Raw genomic sequence first — 19,505 nt, 5'->3', positions numbered from 1 at the left:
AGCTCTCGCATGATCACCTTCCTGAACCGCTTCACGCTCACCGGCGACCCCGAGGAGTTCGAGAAGGCCTTCGACGAGACCGCGGCGTTCCTGCGCGAGCAGCCGGGCCTGATCCAGTACACGCTGTCGCGTCAGCTCGACGACCCGGCGTCGTACATCAACATCGCGCTGTGGGAGAGCGCCGACGCCCTGCGCGCGGCCCTGGCCCACCCGGACTTCGGCAACCACGCCAAGGCGATGCGCGGCCTCGCCGAGTCCACGGGCGCGATCTTCAACCCGCGCCTGTCGTTCGTGGCCTCCGAATCCTGATGTCTCCCCTGGACGGACTGAAGGTCGTCGAGTTCGGCGGAATCGGTCCCGGCCCGCACGGCGCGATGCTGCTGGCGGACCTCGGCGCGGAGGTCGTGCGCGTCGAACGTCCGTCCGGCGGGCTGTCCGTGGTGCCGGACGCCTCCCGCGACTTCCTGTTGCGCGGCAGGCGTTCGGTGTCGGCGGACCTCAAGTCCGCCGAGGGACGCGCTTCGGTCCTGTCGCTGATCTCGTCGGCCGACGTGGTGATCGAGGGCTTCCGCCCCGGAGTGCTGGAACGGCTCGGGCTCGGACCGTCCGACTGCCTGGCGGTCAACCCCGGCCTGATCTACGCGCGGATGACGGGCTGGGGCCAGGACGGACCGCTGGCCCAGCGCGCCGGGCACGACATCAACTACCTGTCGGTCACCGGGGTGCTGCACGCGATCGGCAAGCCGCCGCTGAACCTCGTCGGTGACTTCGGTGGCGGCTCGCTGTACCTGGTGCTGGGCGTGCTGGCGGCGTTGTGGGAACGGCAGCGCACCGGGCGTGGCCAGGTCGTCGACGCGGCGATCGTCGACGGGGTGGCGTCACTGGCGCAGATGATCTGGTCGATGAAGGCGCAGTCGGTGTGGGAGGACTCGCCGGACTCGAACCTGCTCGACGGCGGGTGCCCGTTCTACTCGATCTACGAGTGCGCGGACGGCCGTTCCGTCGCGGTGGGGTCGCTGGAGCCGCAGTTCTACGCCTTGCTGCTGGCGGGTCTGGGACTGTCCGCCGACGACCTGCCCGCGCAGATGAACCGCGACTCGTGGCCGTTGCTGCGCAAGACCTTCGCCGAGGCGTTCCTGACCCGGACACGGGACGAGTGGTCGGAGGTGTTCGCTTCTTCCGACGCCTGCGTGACACCGGTGCTGAGCCTGGAGGAGGCGGTGTCGCACCCGCACCTGGTGGCGCGCGGAGTGTTCACGTCCGAGGGAGCGGCTGTACCTGCACCGCGCTTTTCCAGCGACTAGATTTGGTCTTCGTGGAACTTCGCATCTTCACCGAGCCCCAGCAGGGGGCGAGCTACGACGACCTGCTCCGCGTGGCCAGGACGGCCGAGGACGCCGGCTACGGCGCCTTCTTCCGCTCCGACCACTACCTGAGCATGGGCTCGGCCGACGGCCTGCCCGGCCCGACCGACCCGTGGATCACGTTCGCCGGCCTCGCCCGCGACACGTCGACGATCCGCCTGGGCACGCTGATGACCGCCGCGACGTTCCGCCACCCCGGACCGCTGGCCATCAGCGTCGCCCAGGTCGACCAGATGTCCGGCGGCCGCGTGGAGTTCGGCATCGGCGCGGGCTGGTACGAGGCCGAACACACCGCGTACGGCCTGCCGTTCCCGTCGCTGGGGGAGCGCTTCGAGCGCTACGAGGAGCAGGTCGCGATCATCACCGGCCTGTGGGAGACCCCGCTCGGCGGCACCTTCTCGTTCGAGGGCAAGCACTACACGCTGACGGACTCGCCCGCGCTGCCCAAGCCCGCGCAGGAGCGGGTCCCGCTGCTGATCGGCGGCATGGGTGCTCGCCGCACCCCGGCGCTGGCCGCGTCCTACGCCACCGAGTTCAACCTGCCGTTCGTCGGCATCGACGCCGCCGTCGAGCAGTTCGCCCGCGTCGACGCCGCGTGCGAGGAGATCGGCCGCGACCCGAAGGAGCTCATCCGCTCGGTCGCGCTCGTCGCGTGTGTCGGCCGCACCGACGCCGACGTCGCCCGCCGTGCCGCCGCGATCGGCCGCGAGGTCGGCGAGTTGAAGGAGAACGGCCTGGCCGGTACGCCCGCCGAGGTCGTCGACCGCATCGCGTCCTGGCGGGATGCGACCGGTGTACAGCGCGTGTACCTGCAGGTCCTGGACCTGGCCGATCTCGACCACATCACCGAGATCGCGTCGGACGTCGCTCCTCAGCTCTGAAATGTGGCAGCTCTGATATATCGGATATCAGGTGAGCGCTTTGCGGACCGCGGCCGGCATTGGCATGACGTAGTCGGCGAGGCGCCGCCTGTATCCGATGTAGCGCAACTGCAGGCCCGGGTCGTCGAAGTAGCGCTTCTCCAGCCCGTCCTGCCCGAACAGCAGCTTCAGCCCGCGTCCGAGCATCGACGGCGAGTCGAGGTCGAACCGGGCCCGCAGCACGTCGGCGGCCGCGTGGTCACCGAACTCCAGCGCGGCCCGTCGCACGGACTCGACCGGCACCAGCAGGTACTGCTCGTCGGCGCGGACGCCGTCGCGATGGGCGATGCCCAGCGCGCTCAGTGCCTTCTGGTGTGCTCCGCCGTCGAGCCCGAGGTGGTACTGCTCCCACTCGCTGACCTGCACTTCACCGGCCCACGTGCGGACAGGCGCGGCCACCGCCACCGAACCTGCTGACAACCCCGTGGACGCTAATGCCGTGATTCCGGCAGCCGTGAACAACTGGCGTCGGGACAACCTCACGACGCACCCTCCTCCGAAATCCCGCGACTCCCCGCCGCAGGGCTACGGAATGCTAGCGAAGGTGATACCCGGCGCGACGGGTCCAGTGCGGGTCAAAGTGCGGTCCGACAGGGGGAGCGTTCCGTCGAGCGCCGCAAGCACAGCGTCACGGGCGAGCGGCAGGACCTCGGCGACGGTGACGTCGCGGCCCAGCTCGTGCGAGAGAGAAGCGACGCCCGCGTCCTTGATCCCGCACGGGATGATGTCGCCGAACGCGTCGAGGCTCGCGTTGCAGTTGATCTCGAAGCCGTGCATGGTCACGCCCCGCTGCACGCGGATGCCGATGGCGGCGACCTTGCGCTCCGGGCCGCGGTCGTCGGCGGGCAGCCACACGCCGCTGCGGCCCTCGATCCGGCCGGTGTGCACGCCGAGCTGATCGCAGACGTCGATCAGGCCCTGCTCGACCCGCCGCACGTACTCCACGACGTCGATCGGGTCGGCGAGCTTGACGATCGGGTACCCGACCAGCTGGCCGGGACCGTGCCAGGTGATCTTGCCGCCGCGGTCGACGTCGATGACCGGGGTGCTGCCCCCGCGCGGGCGCTCCTCTTCGAGGGTCCGCCTGCCGCAGGTGTAGACGGGCGGGTGCTCGAGCAGCAGGAGGGTGTCGGGGCCGCCACTGGCGGCGCGTGCCTCCGCGATCTCCTTCTGGAGGTCCCACGCCGCCATGTAGTCGATGAGCCCCAGCTCACGGATGACGACGGGGTCTGACGAGGTCCGGCACGAGTTCACGACCCGACGTTACCAACCCCAGAGCCATGGCCGCCAAAATCCCGATGCCCGTCACACCCAGCACCGCGCCGACGACGTCGGTGACCCAGTGCATCTCCAGCACGATCCTCGCGAACCCCGCCACGAGCACCGCGAGCACCGCCCACAGCACGCCCCGTTTCAGCAGGACGACCAGGGTGAAACCGACCGACGCGACCGCCACCGTGTGCCCGCTCGGATAGCTCGGCAGGTGGTACTCGATGGGCCGGACCCGGTCGAACAGGAACCTCGTCAGCAGCGTCGCGCAGCACAGACCGTGCAGCGCGAGGGCCTTCCACAACCGCGGGTCGCGCCGTTTCCAGGCGAGCACGAACAACACAGCCGCGAACGCCCAGCCGATCGTCGGTCCGAGCACCAAACTCACCACGAACGCCGTCGCACGCAGCCACTCCGGTCGCGGCAGCTCGTCGTGCACCCACACGTCGAGTCCGGTCATCTCGGGGAGTCCCACCAGGATCCACGAGACGACCAGCACCGCCGCCACCGCTCGCGTCATGCGACCGCCGCGTTCAGTGCGGCCGGCAGCGTGGGGTGCAGGAAGTGGAACCCGTGGCTCTCCAACACCTTCGGCGTCAGGCCCGGACCGCTGAGCAGCAGCTCCTGCGCCATCTCGCCGCCGAGCAGCGCCTTCAACGCGAACGCGGGCACCGTCCACGGCGTCGGCCGGCCCAGCGCCGCTCCGACGGCCTTGGTGAACTCGGTGTTCGTCACCGGTGCCGGGCCCGCGACGTTCACCGGCCCGCGGACGTCGTCGTGCTCGACCACGAACCGGTACGCCGACACGATGTCGTCCAGCGACACCCACGGGAAGAACTGCTCGCCCGTTCCGAGCTTGCCGCCCAGGAAGAACTGGAACACCGGCCTCAACCGGCCGAACACACCACCCGATGGAGAGATGACGACAGCGGTGCGCATGAGCACGACCCGCACGCCACCCTCCTGCGCCACGGACGTGGCGGCCTCCCAGTCCTGGGTCAGCCGCGACATGTAGGTGTGGCCGCCCGGCGCGTCCTCGTCCACGAGACGCGAGCCGGTGTCGCCGTAGAAGTGGGCACCCGACGAGTTCACGAGGGTGGGCACGCCGTGCTCGACGCACGCCGCCGACAGCACCTCGGCCGGTACGACCCGGCTGTCGTGCAGCACCTGCTTGCGGGCGTCGTCCCAGCGCTTGTCGCCGATGCCCGCGCCGCAGAGGTTGATGACGGCGTCGACGCCGTCGAACGTCCCGTCGTCGACGCGACCGGCGTACGGGTCCCAGCCTCGTTCGTCCGGTGCCGCCGCTTTGCGGCGCACCAGCCGCAGCACCTCGTGGCCCGCGGCGCGCATGGACGCCACCAGACTCGTGCCGATCAGTCCTGACGATCCCGCGATGACGACTCGCATACGTAGATCGTTCCCCACTGTGTCATTGCCTGCACAGCCACACGTCGCACATCGGTCCCAGGATGTGCCGAAGGCCACCCCGGCAAACCGGGGTGGCCTTCAGGTCACACTGCTGGTTGACATCCGATATATCGGATATCAGTGCCGCTCAGGCGGGATCAGAGACCGAGGTCGGCCTCGAACGCGCCTTCCTCGAGACGGTTCTTGACCGTCGTGAGGAAGCGGCCCGCGTCGGCACCGTCGACCAGGCGGTGGTCGTAGGTGAGCGCGAGGTACATCATCGAGCGGATCGCGATGGTGTCGTTGCCGTCCTCGTCGGTCATGACGACCGCGCGCTTCTTCACGACGCCGACGCCCAGGATGCCGACCTGCGGCTGCTGGATGATCGGGGTGTCGAAGAGGGCGCCGTTGCTGCCGAGGTTGGTCAGCGAGAACGTGCCACCGGCCAGCTCGTCCGGCGTGAGCTTGTTCGAGCGGGCGCGCGCCGCCAGGTCACCGATCTTGTGGGCGATGCCCGACAGGTTCAGGTCACCGGCGTTGTGGATCACGGCGTTGAGCAGGCCGCGCTCCGTGTCGATCGCCAGACCGAGGTGCTCGGCACCGTGGTAGGTGACCTCCTTGCGCTCCTCGTCGATCGACGCGTTGAGCACCGGGTGGGCCTTGAGGGCCTCGATGGCGGCCTTGGCGAAGAACGGCAGGAACGTGAGCTTCGCGCCCTCACGAGCCTCGAACGCCTTCTTGGCCTGGTTGCGCAGCCGGGCGATCTTGGTCACGTCGACCTCGAACACCTGGGTGAGCTGGGCCGAGCCCTGCAGCGACTCACGCGTGCGCTGCGCGACGATCTGACGCAGGCGCGGGAGCTTCTGCACGGTGCCGCGCTTGCCCGAGTTGTCGACCGCGGCCGGGGCGGCGGTGCGAGCGGCGGGCGCGGTGGCGGCCGATGCGGCAGGGGCGGCCGGTGCCGGAGCCGGGGCCTTCTTGGCCTCGACGGCGGCGAGCACGTCCTGCTTGCGGATGCGGCCACCGACGCCGGTGCCCTTGAGCGAGCCCAGGTCGATGCCGTTCTCCGACGCGAGCTTGCGCACGAGCGGGGTGACGTACGGCGTGCCGTTCGCGTCGTCGCCCGAGGGGGCGGCGGCAGCGGGAGCGGCCTGCGGGGCCGGAGCGGCCTGCGGAGCCGGCGCCTGCTGCTTCGGGGCCTCCTCCTGCTTCGGCGCGGGAGCCGGGGCTTCCTGCTTCGGCTCGGGCTTGGCCTCGGGAGCGGCGGCCGGAGCCGGGCTGCCCGAACCGATGACGGCGAGCTTGCCGCCGACCTCGACGGTCTCGTCCTCACCTGCGCTGATCTCGAGCAGCGTGCCCGCGACCGGCGACGGGATCTCGGTGTCGACCTTGTCGGTCGAGACCTCGAGCAGCGGCTCGTCGACCTCGACGCTGTCGCCGACCTGCTTGAGCCAGCGGGTCACGGTGCCCTCGGTGACGGACTCACCGAGCGCGGGCATCGTGACGTCGGTGCCCTCGGCCGAACCACCGGACTGCGCGGGGGCCGGGGCCTCCTGCGCCTCCTCGGCGGGCTGCTGCGGCGCGGGCTGCGCCTGCTCCTGGGGAGCGGACTCCTGGGCCGGGGCGGGCGCGGGCGCGGACGGAGCGGCCTCGCCGTCACCGATGACCGCGAGCTCGCCGCCGACCTCGACGGTGTCGTCCTCCTGCGCGACGATCTTCTGCAGGACGCCGGCCGCCGGGGACGGGATCTCGGTGTCGACCTTGTCGGTGGACACCTCGAGCAACGGCTCGTCCACCTCCACCCGGTCGCCTTCCTGCTTCAACCACCGGGTGACCGTGCCCTCGGTGACACTCTCACCGAGTGCGGGCATCTGGACGGAGAAGGCCATTGTTCGCTGACTCCTCGTGCTCTCGTGTGGCTGACTTTGTGTGGGGATCGGTCAGCCGTGCACGTGCAGCGGCTTGCCGGCCAGGGCGAGGAACGCCTCGCCAAGGGCTTCAGTCTGGGTCGGGTGGGCGTGGATCAGTGGAGCCACGTCCTCCGGGAAAGCCTCCCAGCTGTAGATCAGCTGTGCTTCACCGATGAGCTCGCCGACGCGCTCGCCGACCATGGTGATTCCGACGACCGGGCCGTCGGGAGCCTTGACGAGCTTCACGCCACCGGCGGTCTTGAGGATCTGGCTCTTGCCGTTACCCGCGAGGTCGTAGACGAAAACCTCCGCGGAGCCGTACTTCTCCTTCGCGGCGGCCTCGGTGAGACCGACGGAGGCGACCTCGGGCTTGCAGTAGGTGACGCGCGGGATGCCCGCCTCGTCGATCACCTTCGGGTTCTGGCCGGCGATCTCCTCGGCCACGAAGATGCCCTGCTGGAAACCGCGGTGCGCGAGCTGCAGACCGGGGACGATGTCGCCGACGGCGTACACGTTCGGCAGGTTCGTGCGCAGGCGCTCGTCGGTGACGACGAAGCCGCGGTCGATCTTGACGCCGGCCTCCTCGTAGCCGTGACCGGCGCTGTTCGGGCCGCGGCCGACCGCGACGAGCAGCAGGTCGGCGTCGAGGACGTCGCCGTTCTCCAGCGTGATCGAGACGCCCGAGTCCGACTGGGTGGCGCCGGTGAACTTCACGCCGGTCTTGAACTTGATGCCGCGCTTGCGGAAAGCGCGTTCCAGCTGCTTGGACGCGTACTCGTCCTCGGCCGGGACCAGACGGGGCAGGGCCTCGACGATGGTCACCTCGGCGCCGAACGAACGCCACACGCTGGCGAACTCCACACCGATGACGCCGCCACCGAGGACGACGACCTTCTCGGGGATGAAGTCCAGGTTGAGCGCCTGGTCACTGGTGACGACCCGGCCGCCGATCTCCAGACCGGGCAGGCTGCGGGCGTACGAACCGGTCGCGAGGACCACGTTCTTTCCCGTGTACCGCTGGCCGTTCACCTCGACGGTGTTCGGGCCGACGAACGTGCCCGCGCCCTCGACGAACGTGACCTTGTTGGCCTTCGCCAGTCCCTGCAGACCCTTGTAGAGCCGCGAGACGACGCCGTCCTTGTACGAGTTGACGCCGGCGATGTCGATGCCCTCGAGGGAGGACTTCACGCCGAACTGGTCGCCTTCGCGGGCGTTGTCCGCGACCTCGGCCGCGTGCAGCAGCGCCTTGGTCGGGATGCAGCCGCGGTGCAGGCAGGTGCCGCCCAGCTTGTCCTTCTCGACCAGGACGACGGACAGGCCCAGCTCAGCCGCGCGGAACGCGCAGGCGTAGCCACCTGAACCGCCGCCGAGGATGACGAGATCGGCGTTGTGGGCCGACTCCAGTTCCGGCGAAGTCACTTCGGATCTCCTCGGGATTACTTACTACGCGCGGGTGCGCGCGAGGTACGCGGCCATCTTGTCACTAGTTGCCGAAGCGCGGTGATCCGGCATGGAACACCACGACCCGGTACTGATCATTCACCTACTCATAACACCCTTACCTGGCACCATGGTGGAAGGAAGCACAGGAGGTGCTCGATGGGGCTGTTCGACCGTTTCCGCAGGAAGCCGCGCCCAGGTGTGCTGCGCACCGCCTCGAACCAGGACACGAGTCACCTCGAACAGTGGGTGAAGAGCCGCCACGGCGTCGAGGCCTATGTGGAGCCGAAGACGACGGTGACCGAGACCACTGTGGTCCTGGTCGCTCACGACGGCGAGTGGACCCGCCGCCGGGTCGCGTCACCGGACGCCGCGAAGTCGTTCGCCCGCAAGCTCGGCATGCCGATCTACGACGCGGGCATCGTCGGTTACCCGAAGCGCATGCGCGACTACACGGCGCGGCAGAAGAAGCTCGGCAACGGCTGAGTCCTCTTCGGACACTGTGCCGCTCTCCACGCGCCGACCCTCACGCGCCGCGCTTCACTCAACGGTCGGTTCGTGCCGCACGGGGAAGTTGACGCTCGCCGCGATGAAGCACATCGAGTGCGCTTTCTCGTGCAACGCCTGAGCCGTCTCCCGGGTCTCCGGATCGGCGACGGTGACGACGGGGTTGAGCACCACCTCGGTCATCCGCCCGGACCCGTCGGGGTGCTCGGCCATCGTGCCGGTCGCGTGGTCGCGGTAGCCGGTGACGACGACGCCGTTGACCGACGCGAGGTGCAGGAACCAGAGCATGTGGCACTGCGACAGCGACGCGACGAGCAACTCCTCCGGGTTGTACCGGCTCCGATCACCCCGGAACGACGGATCGGACGACCCGAGGATCGTCTCCTTTCCCTCGATCCGAACCTCGTGCGCGCGTTCGTAGGACTTGTACCCGGAAGTCCCGTTCCCGGTGTTCCCGGTCCAAATGACATCGGCCTCGTAGTGATGCGTCCCCATGTGGAAATACTCCTCTGATCGGGCCCGAACACCTAGCCACATCAGCACGCTTCCCGGCGCGACCCTCGCCCGCGTGAGCTCGCTCAACCGATATATCAGTTCGGCTGGGCCCTCTGACCTGCACCCTAGCAATGAGTCTTTGGACTTCGTCTGCAAAACACTCGTTGCAAAGGTGTCGGCACGGCGGTGCCGGGAAATTTCGGCAGCGCGGCCGCGGCGGTTTTCGGCAGGATTTCCCGGACGCACGGCGAGGCCGCCGGGAATCCGGGAGAAATGGGTGTGGACGTGGAGCTAGGACGATTGTTCGTCGACGAACAAGTGGAGGCGTTGCGCGGCATCCTCACCCGCAACACGGTGCTGACCGACGTCCTGGCCGGAGCGTCCGAACTGCGCCTGCCGGGGTGGTACCTGACGGCGGGATGCGTGTTCCAGACGGTGTGGAACGTCGTGACCGGCCGGCCCGCGACCGAGGGCGTCCTCGACTACGACCTGTTCTACTTCGACGCGTCGGACCTGTCCTGGGAGGCGGAGGACGCCGTCATCCAGGCCGGTTCGGCCCGGTTCGCCGGCGTGCCCGCGACCGTCGAGATCCGCAACGAGGCCCGCGTGCACCTCTGGTACGAGGAGAAGTTCGGGGTGCCGTGCCCGCCCCACAAGTCCACCGAGTCGGCCATCGACTCGTTCGCCGCGACCACGTGCTGCGTCGGCATCCGCACAGACGCCGACGGACGGTGGCGGGTCTACGCGCCGCACGGCCTGTCCGACGTGTTCAACCTCGTCGTCCGGCCGAACCCGGTGCTCGCGCCCCGCCACGTCTACGAGACCAAGACGGCCCGGTGGAGTGAGCAGTGGCCCGAGCTCACGGTCCTTCCCTGGCCCTGACGACGCAGAACGGGCGGAGACCCCGAGGGATCTCCGCCCGTTCTGCGAAAGCAGGACTCAGCCGTTGGCCGCGATGTCCGCCAGCACAGCCGCGATGGTCCGCACCGGAACACCGGTGCCGCCCTTCGAGGTGTAGCCGTACGGCCCGCCCGTGTGGAACGCGGGACCGGCGATGTCGATGTGCGCCCACTGCACGCCCTCGGCCACGAACTCGCGCAGGAACAGACCGGCCGCGAGCATGCCGCCCCAGCGGTGCCCGGTGACGTTCGCGAGGTCGGCCAGGCGCGAGTCGAGGTCCGCGCGGAGCTCCTCGGGCAGCGGCATCGGCCACGCCGACTCGCCGACGGCGGTGCCGATGGCGGCCACGCGGTCGCGGAACTCGTCGGAGCCCATGACGCCCGAGGTGCGCTTGCCCAGGGCGACGACCTGCGCGCCGGTCAGGGTCGCGGTCTCGATCAGGTAGTCCGGGCCGTCCTCGCACGCGCGCACGATGGCGTCGGAGAGGATCAGGCGGCCCTCGGCGTCGGTGTTGAGCACCTCGACGGTCTTGCCGCCGTACATGGTCAGCACGTCGCCGGGGCGGTACGCGTCACCGGACGGCATGTTCTCCGCCATCGGGATCGACGCGATGATCTCCAGCGGGTACTTGAGCTTCGCGGCGAGCACCATCGTGGCGACGATCGCGGCGGCACCCGACATGTCCGAGGTCATCTCGTCCATGCCCGCGGCCGGCTTGATCGAGATGCCGCCGGTGTCGAACGTGATGCCCTTGCCGACCAGGGCGACCTTCTTGGTGGCCTTCGCGCCCTTGTACGAGATGCGCACGAGGCGCGGCTGGCGGGTCGAGCCGACACCGACGCCGAGGATGCCGCCGAAGCCCTGCTTCTTCAGCGCCTTCTCGTCGAGGATCTCGACGTCGAGACCGGCGCCGGTGGCGAGCTTCGCGGCGCGCTCGGCGAACGAGGCGGGGTAGAGGTCGTTCGGCGGCGTGTTGATGAAGTCACGCGCGATGGCGACCGACTCGGCGATCGCGACGGCGGCCTTCAGCGCGGCCTTGTTCTCCTTGGAACCGGCGGCGTGCAGGTCGACCTTCGCGACCGCGCCCTCGCCCTTGTCCGACTTGTACTCGGTGAACGAGTACGCGCCGAGCAGCGTGCCCTCGGCGGCCGCACCGACGTGCAGCGCGGCGAGGGTGTTGATCGCGCGCTTCTTGCCGGCCAGGGCGCGGGCGGCGACACCGGACGCGCGGCGCACCTGCTCCTCACTGACACCACTTTCGGCGGACTTGCCGAGGCCGACGGCCAGGACCAGCGGGGCGGCGATCTTGCCGAAGGTCGGCACCTTCACCAGTTCGTCGGCCTTGCCGGACGCGCGCAGCGTGCCGAGCACGTCGAGCAGCGCGCCGTCGAACGCGGCGGCGACAGCTTCGGCACCGGGGGCGAGCTCCAGACCGTCCGCACCCTGCAGGGTGCCCACGACGACTGCGTCCGCGGCGGTGGTGCTCAGGTCACCCTCGGTGAGGGCCAGCTTCGGGGCTGTCACGTGCTGCTCCAGGGTTGTGCGATCGGGGGCTCGGAATCGTGACTCATGCTAAAGGTCGGACTGTCCCACCAATGCCCAGCCCCGCCACGTTCGCCGCAATCCGTGACGTTGACAGTTGCGCACAGTGGCGATTCGCCCGTTTCACGCATCAGTCGACCGGGTGGTTACGGCCGGATGCCGCATCTGAGAACGTGTACCGGTGACCCACAAGCCACGCGAGATCGTCACGACGGTCGCGCTCGGTCTTCCCGCGGTGCTCGGAGCAGGGGTCTTCGCCGGATTCGCCCCAGCGGCAAGCCTTGCCGGCTGGTGGGTGCTCCCGGCGCTGGCCATTTCCGCGCTCGCCGCCCTGTGCTCGGCCTTCTCCACCGCGGACCAGTCCCGGGCCTACCCGGACATCGGCGGCGGTTACGGATACGTACGAGCGCAGCTCGGCGTGTGGCCCGCAAGGATGACAGCGAGTGCGCACCTGCTCGGCCGGTGCGCGATGGCGGCGGCGGTGGCGTTGATGTTCGGCGCGTACGTCGTGCCCGGCCAGCCGATGGTCGGCGCGCTCGTCCTCGTCGTCACGACGGCCCTGCTCGGCGCGGCCGGGTTCCGCTTCACCGCCGGTGTCAGCGTGCTGGTGTCGGTGGTCGTCCTCGTCGTGCTGGGGCTGGTCGTCGCGGCGAGCTTCTCGATCGAGCCCGTGCCGTCGGCAGGCGAGGCGGGCACCGTCAACGAACTCGTCGGCGTCGCCGGACTGATGTTCATGGCGTTCGCGGGCTTCGAACGCATCACCGCCCCGCACCGCGGCGAGAAACCGCACCCGGTGGCCGTGCTGAAGATCGCGATCCCGGTCCTGATCGGACTGTCGTTCCTCGTCTACCTGGCCGTGGGCGCCGGTGTGCTCCGTCAGCTCGGTAGCGCGCGCCTCGCGTTGTCTCCGGCGCCGCTGCGGGACGCGCTCGTCGCGGCGGACTCGGCCGCGCTCGTGCCGCTGGTGCAGATCGCCGCCGCGGTGGCCGGTGTGGCCGCTCTGCACTTCGTCCTCACGTCCGCGCACCGCACGCTGACCGGCCTGACCGAGGACGGCGACCTGCCGACCCGCCTCAGGTCCGGCGCGTTGTCGCTGGTCGTGGTGCTCGCCTCCGCGCTCGCCGTCGTGCTGATGCCGCTGGGGACGGCGCTGGGAGTGGCGGCCTGCGGGACGTTGTTCTATTACGCCTTCACGAACGCGTCGGCTCGCGTGCTGCTGCAGAACGACCGCACGTGGCCCATGCGCACGGCCTGTCTCGGGCTCGGGCTCTCGGTGCTGCTCGCCATGAGCCTGCCGATCCCCGCGATGCTGATCTCCATCGCGGGGCTCGGAGCCGGCACCGGACTCATTGGTTTGACAGCGTCACTGAGAGGAAGACGAGCAGCGTCACGGCAACACACACCGCAAGCCCGATGACGCGGCCGTTGTTGGACGGCTTCTCCTTGACGATCGCCCAGTAGCAGACCAGGAAGATGCCGGCGGCGAACACCGCCCCCACGACGCCGCCCACACCCCCGAGCACCCAGCCGTCGAGAAGCGTCATGCCGGTGCCCAGGACGAGCAGCGCGGCCTGTAAGACGGTGCGGACGTCGGCACCCTTGGAAGATCTTTCCTGCTCGGTCATGGCCGGGGACTCTATCGAGCTTCACTTAGTAGGACGTCCGAGTTTTGGGAAGAGGATTTTCCGTATCCCGACCAGCGGGTTACCGTGCTCACATGACGAGCGAGTTGCCTTTCACCCGGACTTCCCACCCGCACCCGGCGACCCCGGAACGCGTAGCGGAAGTACTTGCCAAGCCGGGCTTCGGGCAGCACTTCACCGACCACATGGTGACGATCCGCTGGAACCGCGAGAAGGGCTGGCACGACGCTGAAGTCGGCCCGTACTCCACCCTCGCACTGGACCCCGCGGCAATGGTGCTGCACTACGGCCAGGCGATCTTCGAAGGGCTCAAGGCCTACCGGCAGCCCGACGGTTCGATCGCGTCCTTCCGCCCCGAGGCGAACGCCGAGCGCTTCCGCGCGTCGGCCCGCCGCATGGCGATGCCCGAACTCCCCGACGAGCTCTTCCTGGAGTCCGTGCGGCAGATCCTCGCGGTCGACGACCGCTGGGTGCCCGCGGCCGAGGAGGAGTCGCTCTACCTGCGGCCGTTCATGATCTCCACGGAGAAGGGCCTCGGCGTGCGACCCGCGTCCGAGTACCTCTACGTGCTGATCGCCTCTCCCGCCGGCTCCTACTTCGCGGGCGGCGTCCGTCCCGTGAGCGTGTGGCTCTCGACCGAGTACGTCCGCGCGGCCCCCGGTGGCACCGGCGCGGCCAAGTTCGCGGGCAACTACGCCGCGTCCCTCGTGGCGCAGGCGCAGGCCGCCGAGAAGGGCTGCGACCAGGTCGTCTGGCTCGACGCGGTGGAACGCCGCTGGGTCGAGGAGATGGGCGGCATGAACCTGTTCTTCGTCTTCGGGGACAAGGTGATCACGCCCGAACTGACCGGCACGCTGCTTCCCGGCATCACCCGGAACTCGTTGCTGGCGCTGGCCTCCGACCTCGGCCTGTCCGTGGAGGAGCGCCGCATCTCGACCGAAGAGTGGGAGAAGGCCAACGCCTCCGGTGAGCTCACCGAGGTCTTCGCCTGTGGCACGGCGGCGGTCATCACGCCGGTCGGCCACGTCAAGCACGCCGGTGGCGAGTTCGACATCGCCGACGGCGGCACCGGCTCGGTGACGAAGAAGCTGCGCGAGCGCCTGACCGGCCTCCAGCACGGCCACGCCGCCGACACCCACGGCTGGATGACGACCCTCAAGGCCTAGAGCGAAGCGATCACCAGCACGACCAGAAGCGCGATTTCGGCGGCAGCACCGAGCACATCACCGGTGATGCCGCCGAAACGCTTTCCGGTGTGCTTCACCAGCAGCCACACGAGCGCGAACGCGACGACGACGGCGACGACCGCACGCCACCCGAGCGGAACCGCCGCCGCAGCGAGCACCACCCACGTGCCGATGACCACCAACGGGTGCTGCGTACCCGCAACGAGCGCACCAAGCCCCTCAGGCCGTGCCGCGGGCACACCGCGCAGGCAGCAGATCCCGAACGCCGCCCGGCTCGTGGCGAACGCGAGCAGCACCACACCCCAGTGGGCGTGGGGGAGCGCGGCGGCCTGCGCGCCGAGCACCACGATCAGCGACACGACGCCGAACGGCCCCGCGCCGCCGTCCTTCATGACCTTGAGCGCGCGCTCCGGCGGTCCGTAGCACCCGAGCCCGTCGGCGACGTCGGCCAATCCATCGAGATGCATACCGCGTGTGCACAGCGCGACGACGCCGACGACCAGGAAGCCGGCCACGAGCGGCGATATATTGGATATCGCCAGCAGCTCGAGCACACCGACGACGAACGCGCCGAGCACGACGCCGACGACGGGCGTCCACGCGATGGCCCGCCCCGCCGCCTTGCGGTCGACCCCGTGTTCGATACCGGGGACGCGCAGCGGCAGGACCGTCAGCCAGGAGAAGGCGAGCTTCACCCAGCCGTAGTTTCTCGGGCCGTGGTTTCTTGGGTCTCGGGAGCCGTGTCCTCAGGCGCCGTGTCTTCGGGGGCCGTGTCGTTCCGGGTCGTGTCTTCCCGGTTCGTGACGCCGGCGCTCTCGAACGTCGCCATCTCCGCGAGCACCTTCACCGACGCGATCAGCAGCGGCAGCGCCGCCACGGCACCGGACCCCTCACCGAGCCGCATACCGAACTCCAGCAGCGGCTTCAGGTTGAGGTGCCCGAGGGCGATCGCGTGCGCGGGCTCAGCCGACTGGTGCCCGGCCACCCACCACTCCCGCGCACCCGGCGCCAGCTCCTCGGCGACGACTGCGGCCGCACCGACGACGACGCCGTCGAGCACGACCGGGGTCTTGCGCACTGCGGCCTGCGCCAGGAACCCGGCCATCGCGGCGATGTCCGCGCCGGCGGCCGTCGCGAGCAACGAGACCGGGTCGCTGATCACCAGGCGGGCCCGGCGCAGCGCGTCCCGGATCGCCGCCGTCTTGCGCATCCACGCCTGGTCGTCGATGCCCGTGCCGCGTCCGACGACCGCGACGGGCTCCGACCCGGTCAGCGACGCGATGAGCACGGCGGCGGGCGTCGTGTTGCCGATGCCCATGTCGCCCGCGACGAGCACGTCGGCGCCCGCGTCGACCTCCTCGTCGGCGAGCGCGCGGCCGGCCGCGATCGCGAGTTCGCACTGCTCACGGGTGAGCGCGTCCTCGCGGTCGATCGACCCCGACGAACGCCGGACCTTGTGCTGGCTGACCGCCGCCGGGGTGTCCGCGTCGACGGCCATGTCGACCACGCGGACCGTGGCACCGGCGACCTGCGCGAGCACGTTGACCGCGGCGCCACCGGTCATGAAGTTCGCGACCATCTGGCCGGTCACCTCGCTCGGGAACGCCGACACGCCCTGCGCGGTGATGCCGTGGTCGCCCGCGAACACGACGACCCGCGGCCGCACGAACGGCTTCGGCGGCACGACGCCCTGACAGGCGGCGATCCAGTTGCCCAGCTCCTCGAGCCTGCCGAGGGAGCCGACCGGCTTGGTCAGCACCGCGTGCCGGGCCTCGGCCTCGCGCAGAACGGTCTCGTCCGGCGGTTCAACCGACGGGAACTCGGTGCTCACCTGGTCGCTCCTTAACGCAGTGTCAACGGGATGCCGGCGACGAGCAGGGTGACGTCGTCGCACACCTCGGCCACGCTCGCGTTGAGCGCACCGAGGTGATCGCGGAAGAGCCTGCCAGAGCGCGTCGACGGAATGACGCCGAGGCCGACCTCCGCCGTCACGAGCACCAGCCGGGCCCGGCACGTGGCGACCGAACGCACGAGCTGGTCGGCGGCGCGCGTGATCGCGTCGGTGCCGTCGCCCTCCCAGGCGCCGGCGTCGTCGAGGACGCCGACCAGCCAGGTCGAGAGGTCGTCGACCAGGATCGGCGGGTCCTCGTACTGCGTCGCGGTGAGCAACGCGGGCAGGTCGGCCGGCGCGGACGCCTCGACCGTGTGCCAAGTGGACGGACGCCGCGCGACGTGCAGCGCGATGCGTTCGTCCCAGTCGGGGTCGTCCGGGTAGCGGCGGGCGGTGGCGACATAGGTCACGATCGGCTCGGTGAGCAGACCTTCCGCATGCGCTGACTTGCCCGAACGTGCTCCACCGAGCACGAGCGTGCGACGTGACAAGAGAGTTAGCCTTCGTCCGTGGAATACCGCTGGCGTTACCAGGATGCACAGGGACGCGACGTCGCGGGCCCGGATGTGATGTTCGCCGACCAGTCCGAGGCCGAGGAGTGGTTCAGCGCCGGGTGGCGTGACCTGCTCGACGCCGGGGTCGAACAGGTCACGCTGCTGCACTCGGGAACCGAGGTCTACGGCCCGATGAGCCTGCACCCTGCCCAATGAGAACAGGATCGAGTAGATCAGCCCTGGGCGGTGAGCCTCGGGTCGTCGGTGATGACGCCTTCCAGCACGGCGTCGATCCGCTTGAGGACGTCGTCGTCGAGTTCGACGTCGATCGCCTTGACGTTCTCGACGACCTGCTCCGGACGCGACGCGCCGATGATCGCGGACGCGACGTTCGGGTTCTTCAGCACCCACGCGACGGCGAGCTGCGCCAGCGTGATGCCGGCCTCCTCCGCGATCGGCTTGAGCTGCTGAACGGCGTTGAGCACGTCGTCCCGCATCCAGCGCGAGATCATCTGCGAACCCCGCGCGTCGGCCAGGCGTGAGCCCTCCGGCGCGTCGGCGCCCGGCAGGTACTTGCCGGTCAGGATGCCCTGGGCGATGGGCGAGAAGACGATCTGGCTGATGCCCTCGCGCTCGCACGCGGGGACGACCTGCGGCTCGATGACGCGCCACAGCATCGAGTACTGCGGCTGGTGCGACACGAACGGCACGTTCAGCTCGCGGGCCAGCGCGGCACCGCGGGTGATCTGGTCGGCGGTCCACTCGGAGACACCGACGTAGAGGACCTTGCCCTGGCGGACGAGGTCGGCGAACGCCAGCATCGTCTCCTCGAGCGGGACGCTGTGGTCGTACCGGTGCGCCTGGTAGAGGTCGACGTAGTCGGTCTGCAGGCGCTTCAGCGACGCGTTGGCCGACTCCATGACGTGCTTGCGGCCGAGCCCGCGGTCGTTGGGACCACCGGGGCCGGTCGGCCAGTAGACCTTGGTGAGGATCTCGAGCGACTCGCGGCGCTGCCCCTGCAGCGCCCGGCCGAGCACCGACTCCGCGGCCGTGTTGGCGTAGACGTCGGCGGTGTCGAAGGTGGTGATCCCCGACTCCAGCGCCGCCTTCACACAGGCGTGGGCCTGCTCTTCCTCGACCTGGGAACCGTGCGTGAGCCAGTTGCCGTACGAGATCTCACTGATGGACAGGCCGCTGCGGCCGAGTCGACGGAACTTCATACATCCGAGCTTAAACCGAAATCGTTCGTGCTGCTAATGAACTTCGGGCGCGTGCCACACCATGGAATACCGCCAGAACAGGCGCCTGCGCACCCGCGCCCCGGGCAGGATCTCCCGCGCCGCCGCCCGGATCTCGTTCAAGGTCGGAGCGGTCATCACGACGGGCATCTCGGGGTCGTGCGGCTTCCCGCCATCACCGCGCGTCGCCTTCGCGAGACCGACGAGGGCGTTCGCGGGCAACGTCACGAGCTCCATCGCCTTGTCCGCCCGCGTCGCCGTCAGGTAGAGCCCGACGACGACGAGCAGCCCGCCCGGCCTGGTCAGTTCGGAGAGACGAGTTAGACCCTCTCGCAAAGGCAAGTGGTGCAGACTCGCCTCGGCGGTGACGACGTCGTACCGCCCGAGGTCGTGGGTGAGCACGTCACCGTGGATCCATCGGACCTCGTCACTCGTCGCGCCCGCCCGTTCGATCATGCGCGCGCTGGCGTCGATGGCGGTGACCTCGCCGGCCCTCATCGACCGCGCCAGCTCACCGAGGCCACAGCCGACGTCGAGAGCGGACTTCGCCCCGGACGGCAACTGCCGGAGCAGCCACCGGCGGTACCACGCGTTGTGGTCCCACCGGAGCCTCTCCGGCAGCTGCAGCTTGCGCTGCTTCTCGCGCACCGCTCGGTTACTTGATCGCGTCGCCCGGCTTCACACGCGGCTTGGGCACGCGGAGCTTGCGGATCTGGCTCGCGCGGATGAACGAGTACCAGCCGATCGACAGGCCCTTGATCGGCTCGGTCGGGAACTTCGCCCGCACCTTCCTCGTGACGAGGCGGCCGAGCACGATGCCCTCGATGACCATCGCGATCAGCATGAACGTCGTCGCGAGCGTCGCGTACCGCTGCACGGCCAGCGACGGCGTCAGCAGCGCCACGAACACCAGGATCGCGAGCGGCATGAACAGGCCCATGAGGTTGCGCCGCGAGTCGACCAGGTCGCGGATGTACGCCTTCACCGGACCGCGGTCGCGCGGCAGCAGGTACTTGTCCTCGCCCGCCATCATGCGCTGACGACGCTCGGTGGCCGCGGCACGGCGCTCTTCCTTGCTCACCTTGTTGCCGCGCATGCGCTTGAACGCCTCGCGCTGCGTGCGGGGAGGAGCCGGAACGGGCCCGGTGCGCCGGCCTTGCGCCTCGCGCCTCTTGGGCGTCGCCTTCCCCTTGGCCGCCGTGCGCCCCCTGTCGAGCGGCTCGGCGAGCTCGGCACCGGACTCGGGTGCCTCAGCGGTGGCGGTGTCGTCGGAGTTGCGGCGCAAGAACCTCACACCA

At 69.7% G+C, this 19,505-nt stretch carries 23 protein-coding genes; 8 read left to right on the top strand and 15 right to left on the bottom strand.

What is annotated here, in order from left to right:
- Positions 1-9: 9 nt before the first annotated feature.
- Genes PV646_RS41635 through PV646_RS41625 form a run of 3 tightly spaced genes read left to right on the top strand, consistent with a single transcriptional unit; the run spans position 10 to position 2,245 of the window.
- Positions 10-309: an antibiotic biosynthesis monooxygenase family protein gene (locus tag PV646_RS41635; protein ID WP_189159205.1), complete on the top strand. Its 300-nt coding sequence runs from the start codon at positions 10-12 to the stop codon at positions 307-309.
- Complete coding sequence (locus PV646_RS41630) at positions 309-1,304, top strand: CaiB/BaiF CoA transferase family protein (RefSeq protein ID WP_500348348.1); 996 nt, start codon at positions 309-311, stop codon at positions 1,302-1,304. Before PV646_RS41635 ends, PV646_RS41630 begins: the two co-directional genes overlap by 1 nt.
- 11 nt (positions 1,305-1,315) lie before the next feature.
- On the top strand, positions 1,316-2,245 hold the full coding sequence (locus PV646_RS41625; protein ID WP_500348347.1) for an LLM class F420-dependent oxidoreductase: 930 nt from the start codon (positions 1,316-1,318) through the stop codon (positions 2,243-2,245).
- Positions 2,246-2,272: 27 nt separating this feature from the next.
- On the opposite strand, the gene PV646_RS41620 is transcribed toward PV646_RS41625, so the two are convergent.
- The 6 genes from PV646_RS41620 to lpdA all read right to left on the bottom strand — a co-directional run bounded on the left by PV646_RS41620 (position 2,273) and on the right by lpdA (position 8,289).
- Positions 2,273-2,683 (bottom strand): hypothetical protein, encoded by a 411-nt coding sequence (locus PV646_RS41620; protein WP_500348345.1) that lies wholly within the window; start codon positions 2,681-2,683, stop codon positions 2,273-2,275.
- A 126-nt stretch (positions 2,684-2,809) separates the two neighbouring features.
- Positions 2,810-3,538: a lipoyl(octanoyl) transferase LipB gene (gene lipB, locus PV646_RS41615; protein WP_500348343.1), complete on the bottom strand. Its 729-nt coding sequence runs from the start codon at positions 3,536-3,538 to the stop codon at positions 2,810-2,812.
- A complete protein-coding gene (locus PV646_RS41610; RefSeq protein WP_500348342.1) occupies positions 3,495-4,073 on the bottom strand; it encodes a phosphatase PAP2 family protein in 579 nt (192 codons plus the stop codon). Before PV646_RS41610 ends, lipB begins: the two co-directional genes overlap by 44 nt.
- Positions 4,070-4,960: a TIGR01777 family oxidoreductase gene (locus PV646_RS41605; RefSeq protein WP_500348340.1), complete on the bottom strand. Its 891-nt coding sequence runs from the start codon at positions 4,958-4,960 to the stop codon at positions 4,070-4,072. The genes PV646_RS41610 and PV646_RS41605 overlap by 4 nt, the downstream gene beginning before the upstream one ends.
- Before the next feature lie 158 nt (positions 4,961-5,118).
- Positions 5,119-6,849, bottom strand: coding sequence for a 2-oxoglutarate dehydrogenase, E2 component, dihydrolipoamide succinyltransferase (sucB, locus tag PV646_RS41600; protein ID WP_500348339.1), 1,731 nt, complete (start codon positions 6,847-6,849; stop codon positions 5,119-5,121).
- A gap of 51 nt (positions 6,850-6,900) precedes the next feature.
- Positions 6,901-8,289, bottom strand: coding sequence for a dihydrolipoyl dehydrogenase (lpdA, locus tag PV646_RS41595; protein ID WP_500348338.1), 1,389 nt, complete (start codon positions 8,287-8,289; stop codon positions 6,901-6,903).
- A 180-nt stretch (positions 8,290-8,469) separates the two neighbouring features.
- On the opposite strand from lpdA, the gene PV646_RS41590 reads away from it, so the two are divergent.
- A complete protein-coding gene (locus PV646_RS41590; RefSeq protein ID WP_500348337.1) occupies positions 8,470-8,796 on the top strand; it encodes an oxidoreductase in 327 nt (108 codons plus the stop codon).
- 54 nt (positions 8,797-8,850) lie between these two features.
- On the opposite strand, the gene PV646_RS41585 is transcribed toward PV646_RS41590, so the two are convergent.
- Positions 8,851-9,312: an OsmC family protein gene (locus PV646_RS41585; protein ID WP_500348335.1), complete on the bottom strand. Its 462-nt coding sequence runs from the start codon at positions 9,310-9,312 to the stop codon at positions 8,851-8,853.
- A gap of 273 nt (positions 9,313-9,585) precedes the next feature.
- Here PV646_RS41585 and PV646_RS41580 point away from each other — a divergent pair, with 273 nt between their 5' ends.
- Positions 9,586-10,194, top strand: a complete 609-nt coding sequence (locus tag PV646_RS41580) for a nucleotidyltransferase family protein (protein ID WP_500348695.1) — start codon at positions 9,586-9,588, stop codon at positions 10,192-10,194.
- Positions 10,195-10,251: 57 nt separating this feature from the next.
- Here the strand turns inward: PV646_RS41580 and PV646_RS41575 are convergent, their stop codons facing one another.
- A complete protein-coding gene (locus PV646_RS41575; protein WP_500348333.1) occupies positions 10,252-11,736 on the bottom strand; it encodes a leucyl aminopeptidase in 1,485 nt (494 codons plus the stop codon).
- Between the two features lie 199 nt (positions 11,737-11,935).
- Here PV646_RS41575 and PV646_RS41570 point away from each other — a divergent pair, with 199 nt between their 5' ends.
- Positions 11,936-13,171, top strand: coding sequence for an APC family permease (locus PV646_RS41570; RefSeq protein WP_500348332.1), 1,236 nt, complete (start codon positions 11,936-11,938; stop codon positions 13,169-13,171).
- Here the strand turns inward: PV646_RS41570 and PV646_RS41565 are convergent.
- Entirely contained in the window at positions 13,101-13,379 is a 279-nt protein-coding gene (locus PV646_RS41565) for a hypothetical protein (RefSeq protein WP_500348330.1), read from the bottom strand. The genes PV646_RS41570 and PV646_RS41565 overlap by 71 nt on opposite strands.
- A gap of 92 nt (positions 13,380-13,471) precedes the next feature.
- Between PV646_RS41565 and PV646_RS41560 the strand changes: the two genes are divergently transcribed.
- Positions 13,472-14,563 carry a branched-chain amino acid aminotransferase gene (locus PV646_RS41560; protein WP_500348329.1) on the top strand — a complete coding sequence of 364 codons (1,092 nt, stop codon included), beginning with the start codon at positions 13,472-13,474 and terminating at the stop codon, positions 14,561-14,563.
- Here PV646_RS41560 and PV646_RS41555 read toward each other — a convergent pair.
- Genes PV646_RS41555 through cobU form a run of 3 tightly spaced genes read right to left on the bottom strand, consistent with a single transcriptional unit; the run spans position 14,560 to position 16,966 of the window.
- Positions 14,560-15,279: an adenosylcobinamide-GDP ribazoletransferase gene (locus PV646_RS41555; RefSeq protein ID WP_500348327.1), complete on the bottom strand. Its 720-nt coding sequence runs from the start codon at positions 15,277-15,279 to the stop codon at positions 14,560-14,562. The two genes, PV646_RS41560 and PV646_RS41555, sit on opposite strands and share 4 nt — an antisense overlap.
- On the bottom strand, positions 15,276-16,415 hold the full coding sequence (cobT, locus tag PV646_RS41550; protein WP_500348325.1) for a nicotinate-nucleotide--dimethylbenzimidazole phosphoribosyltransferase: 1,140 nt from the start codon (positions 16,413-16,415) through the stop codon (positions 15,276-15,278). Before cobT ends, PV646_RS41555 begins: the two co-directional genes overlap by 4 nt.
- An 11-nt stretch (positions 16,416-16,426) precedes the next feature.
- Positions 16,427-16,966 (bottom strand): bifunctional adenosylcobinamide kinase/adenosylcobinamide-phosphate guanylyltransferase, encoded by a 540-nt coding sequence (cobU, locus tag PV646_RS41545; protein WP_500348324.1) that lies wholly within the window; start codon positions 16,964-16,966, stop codon positions 16,427-16,429.
- Between the two features lie 18 nt (positions 16,967-16,984).
- Between cobU and PV646_RS41540 the strand changes: the two genes are divergently transcribed.
- Positions 16,985-17,185, top strand: a complete 201-nt coding sequence (locus PV646_RS41540; RefSeq protein WP_500348323.1) for a hypothetical protein — start codon at positions 16,985-16,987, stop codon at positions 17,183-17,185.
- Positions 17,186-17,202: 17 nt separating this feature from the next.
- Here PV646_RS41540 and PV646_RS41535 read toward each other — a convergent pair whose 3' ends face one another.
- Genes PV646_RS41535 through PV646_RS41525 form a run of 3 tightly spaced genes read right to left on the bottom strand, consistent with a single transcriptional unit; the run spans position 17,203 to position 19,501 of the window.
- Positions 17,203-18,189: an aldo/keto reductase family protein gene (locus tag PV646_RS41535; protein ID WP_500348322.1), complete on the bottom strand. Its 987-nt coding sequence runs from the start codon at positions 18,187-18,189 to the stop codon at positions 17,203-17,205.
- Between the two features lie 33 nt (positions 18,190-18,222).
- Entirely contained in the window at positions 18,223-18,855 is a 633-nt protein-coding gene (locus tag PV646_RS41530; protein ID WP_500348320.1) for a class I SAM-dependent methyltransferase, read from the bottom strand.
- Between the two features lie 7 nt (positions 18,856-18,862).
- Positions 18,863-19,501 (bottom strand): DUF3043 domain-containing protein, encoded by a 639-nt coding sequence (locus PV646_RS41525; protein ID WP_500348318.1) that lies wholly within the window; start codon positions 19,499-19,501, stop codon positions 18,863-18,865.
- Between the last annotated feature and the right edge of the window lie 4 nt (positions 19,502-19,505).

The sequence above is a fragment of the Streptomyces sp. ID05-26A genome (assembly GCF_033794685.1).
Taxonomy (GTDB): domain Bacteria; phylum Actinomycetota; class Actinomycetes; order Mycobacteriales; family Pseudonocardiaceae; genus Lentzea.
The sequence above is the reverse complement of the archived record's forward strand: the minus strand, read 5'-3'. Positions and strand labels throughout refer to the sequence as shown.

Bases quoted from the DNA above. Each gene is read 5' to 3' on its own strand.
- sucB (WP_500348339.1), bottom strand. From the start codon at position 6,849: ATGGCCTTCTCCGTCCAGATGCCCGCACTCGGTGAGAGTGTCACCGAG.
- PV646_RS41605 (WP_500348340.1), bottom strand. From the start codon at position 4,960: ATGCGAGTCGTCATCGCGGGATCGTCAGGACTGATCGGCACGAGTCTG.
- PV646_RS41635 (WP_189159205.1), top strand. From the start codon at position 10: ATGATCACCTTCCTGAACCGCTTCACGCTCACCGGCGACCCCGAGGAG.
- PV646_RS41610 (WP_500348342.1), bottom strand. From the start codon at position 4,073: ATGACGCGAGCGGTGGCGGCGGTGCTGGTCGTCTCGTGGATCCTGGTG.
- PV646_RS41585 (WP_500348335.1), bottom strand. From the start codon at position 9,312: ATGGGGACGCATCACTACGAGGCCGATGTCATTTGGACCGGGAACACC.
- PV646_RS41580 (WP_500348695.1), top strand. From the start codon at position 9,586: ATGGGTGTGGACGTGGAGCTAGGACGATTGTTCGTCGACGAACAAGTG.
- PV646_RS41630 (WP_500348348.1), top strand. From the start codon at position 309: ATGTCTCCCCTGGACGGACTGAAGGTCGTCGAGTTCGGCGGAATCGGT.
- PV646_RS41535 (WP_500348322.1), bottom strand. From the start codon at position 18,189: ATGAAGTTCCGTCGACTCGGCCGCAGCGGCCTGTCCATCAGTGAGATC.
- PV646_RS41565 (WP_500348330.1), bottom strand. From the start codon at position 13,379: ATGACCGAGCAGGAAAGATCTTCCAAGGGTGCCGACGTCCGCACCGTC.
- PV646_RS41590 (WP_500348337.1), top strand. From the start codon at position 8,470: ATGGGGCTGTTCGACCGTTTCCGCAGGAAGCCGCGCCCAGGTGTGCTG.
- PV646_RS41560 (WP_500348329.1), top strand. From the start codon at position 13,472: ATGACGAGCGAGTTGCCTTTCACCCGGACTTCCCACCCGCACCCGGCG.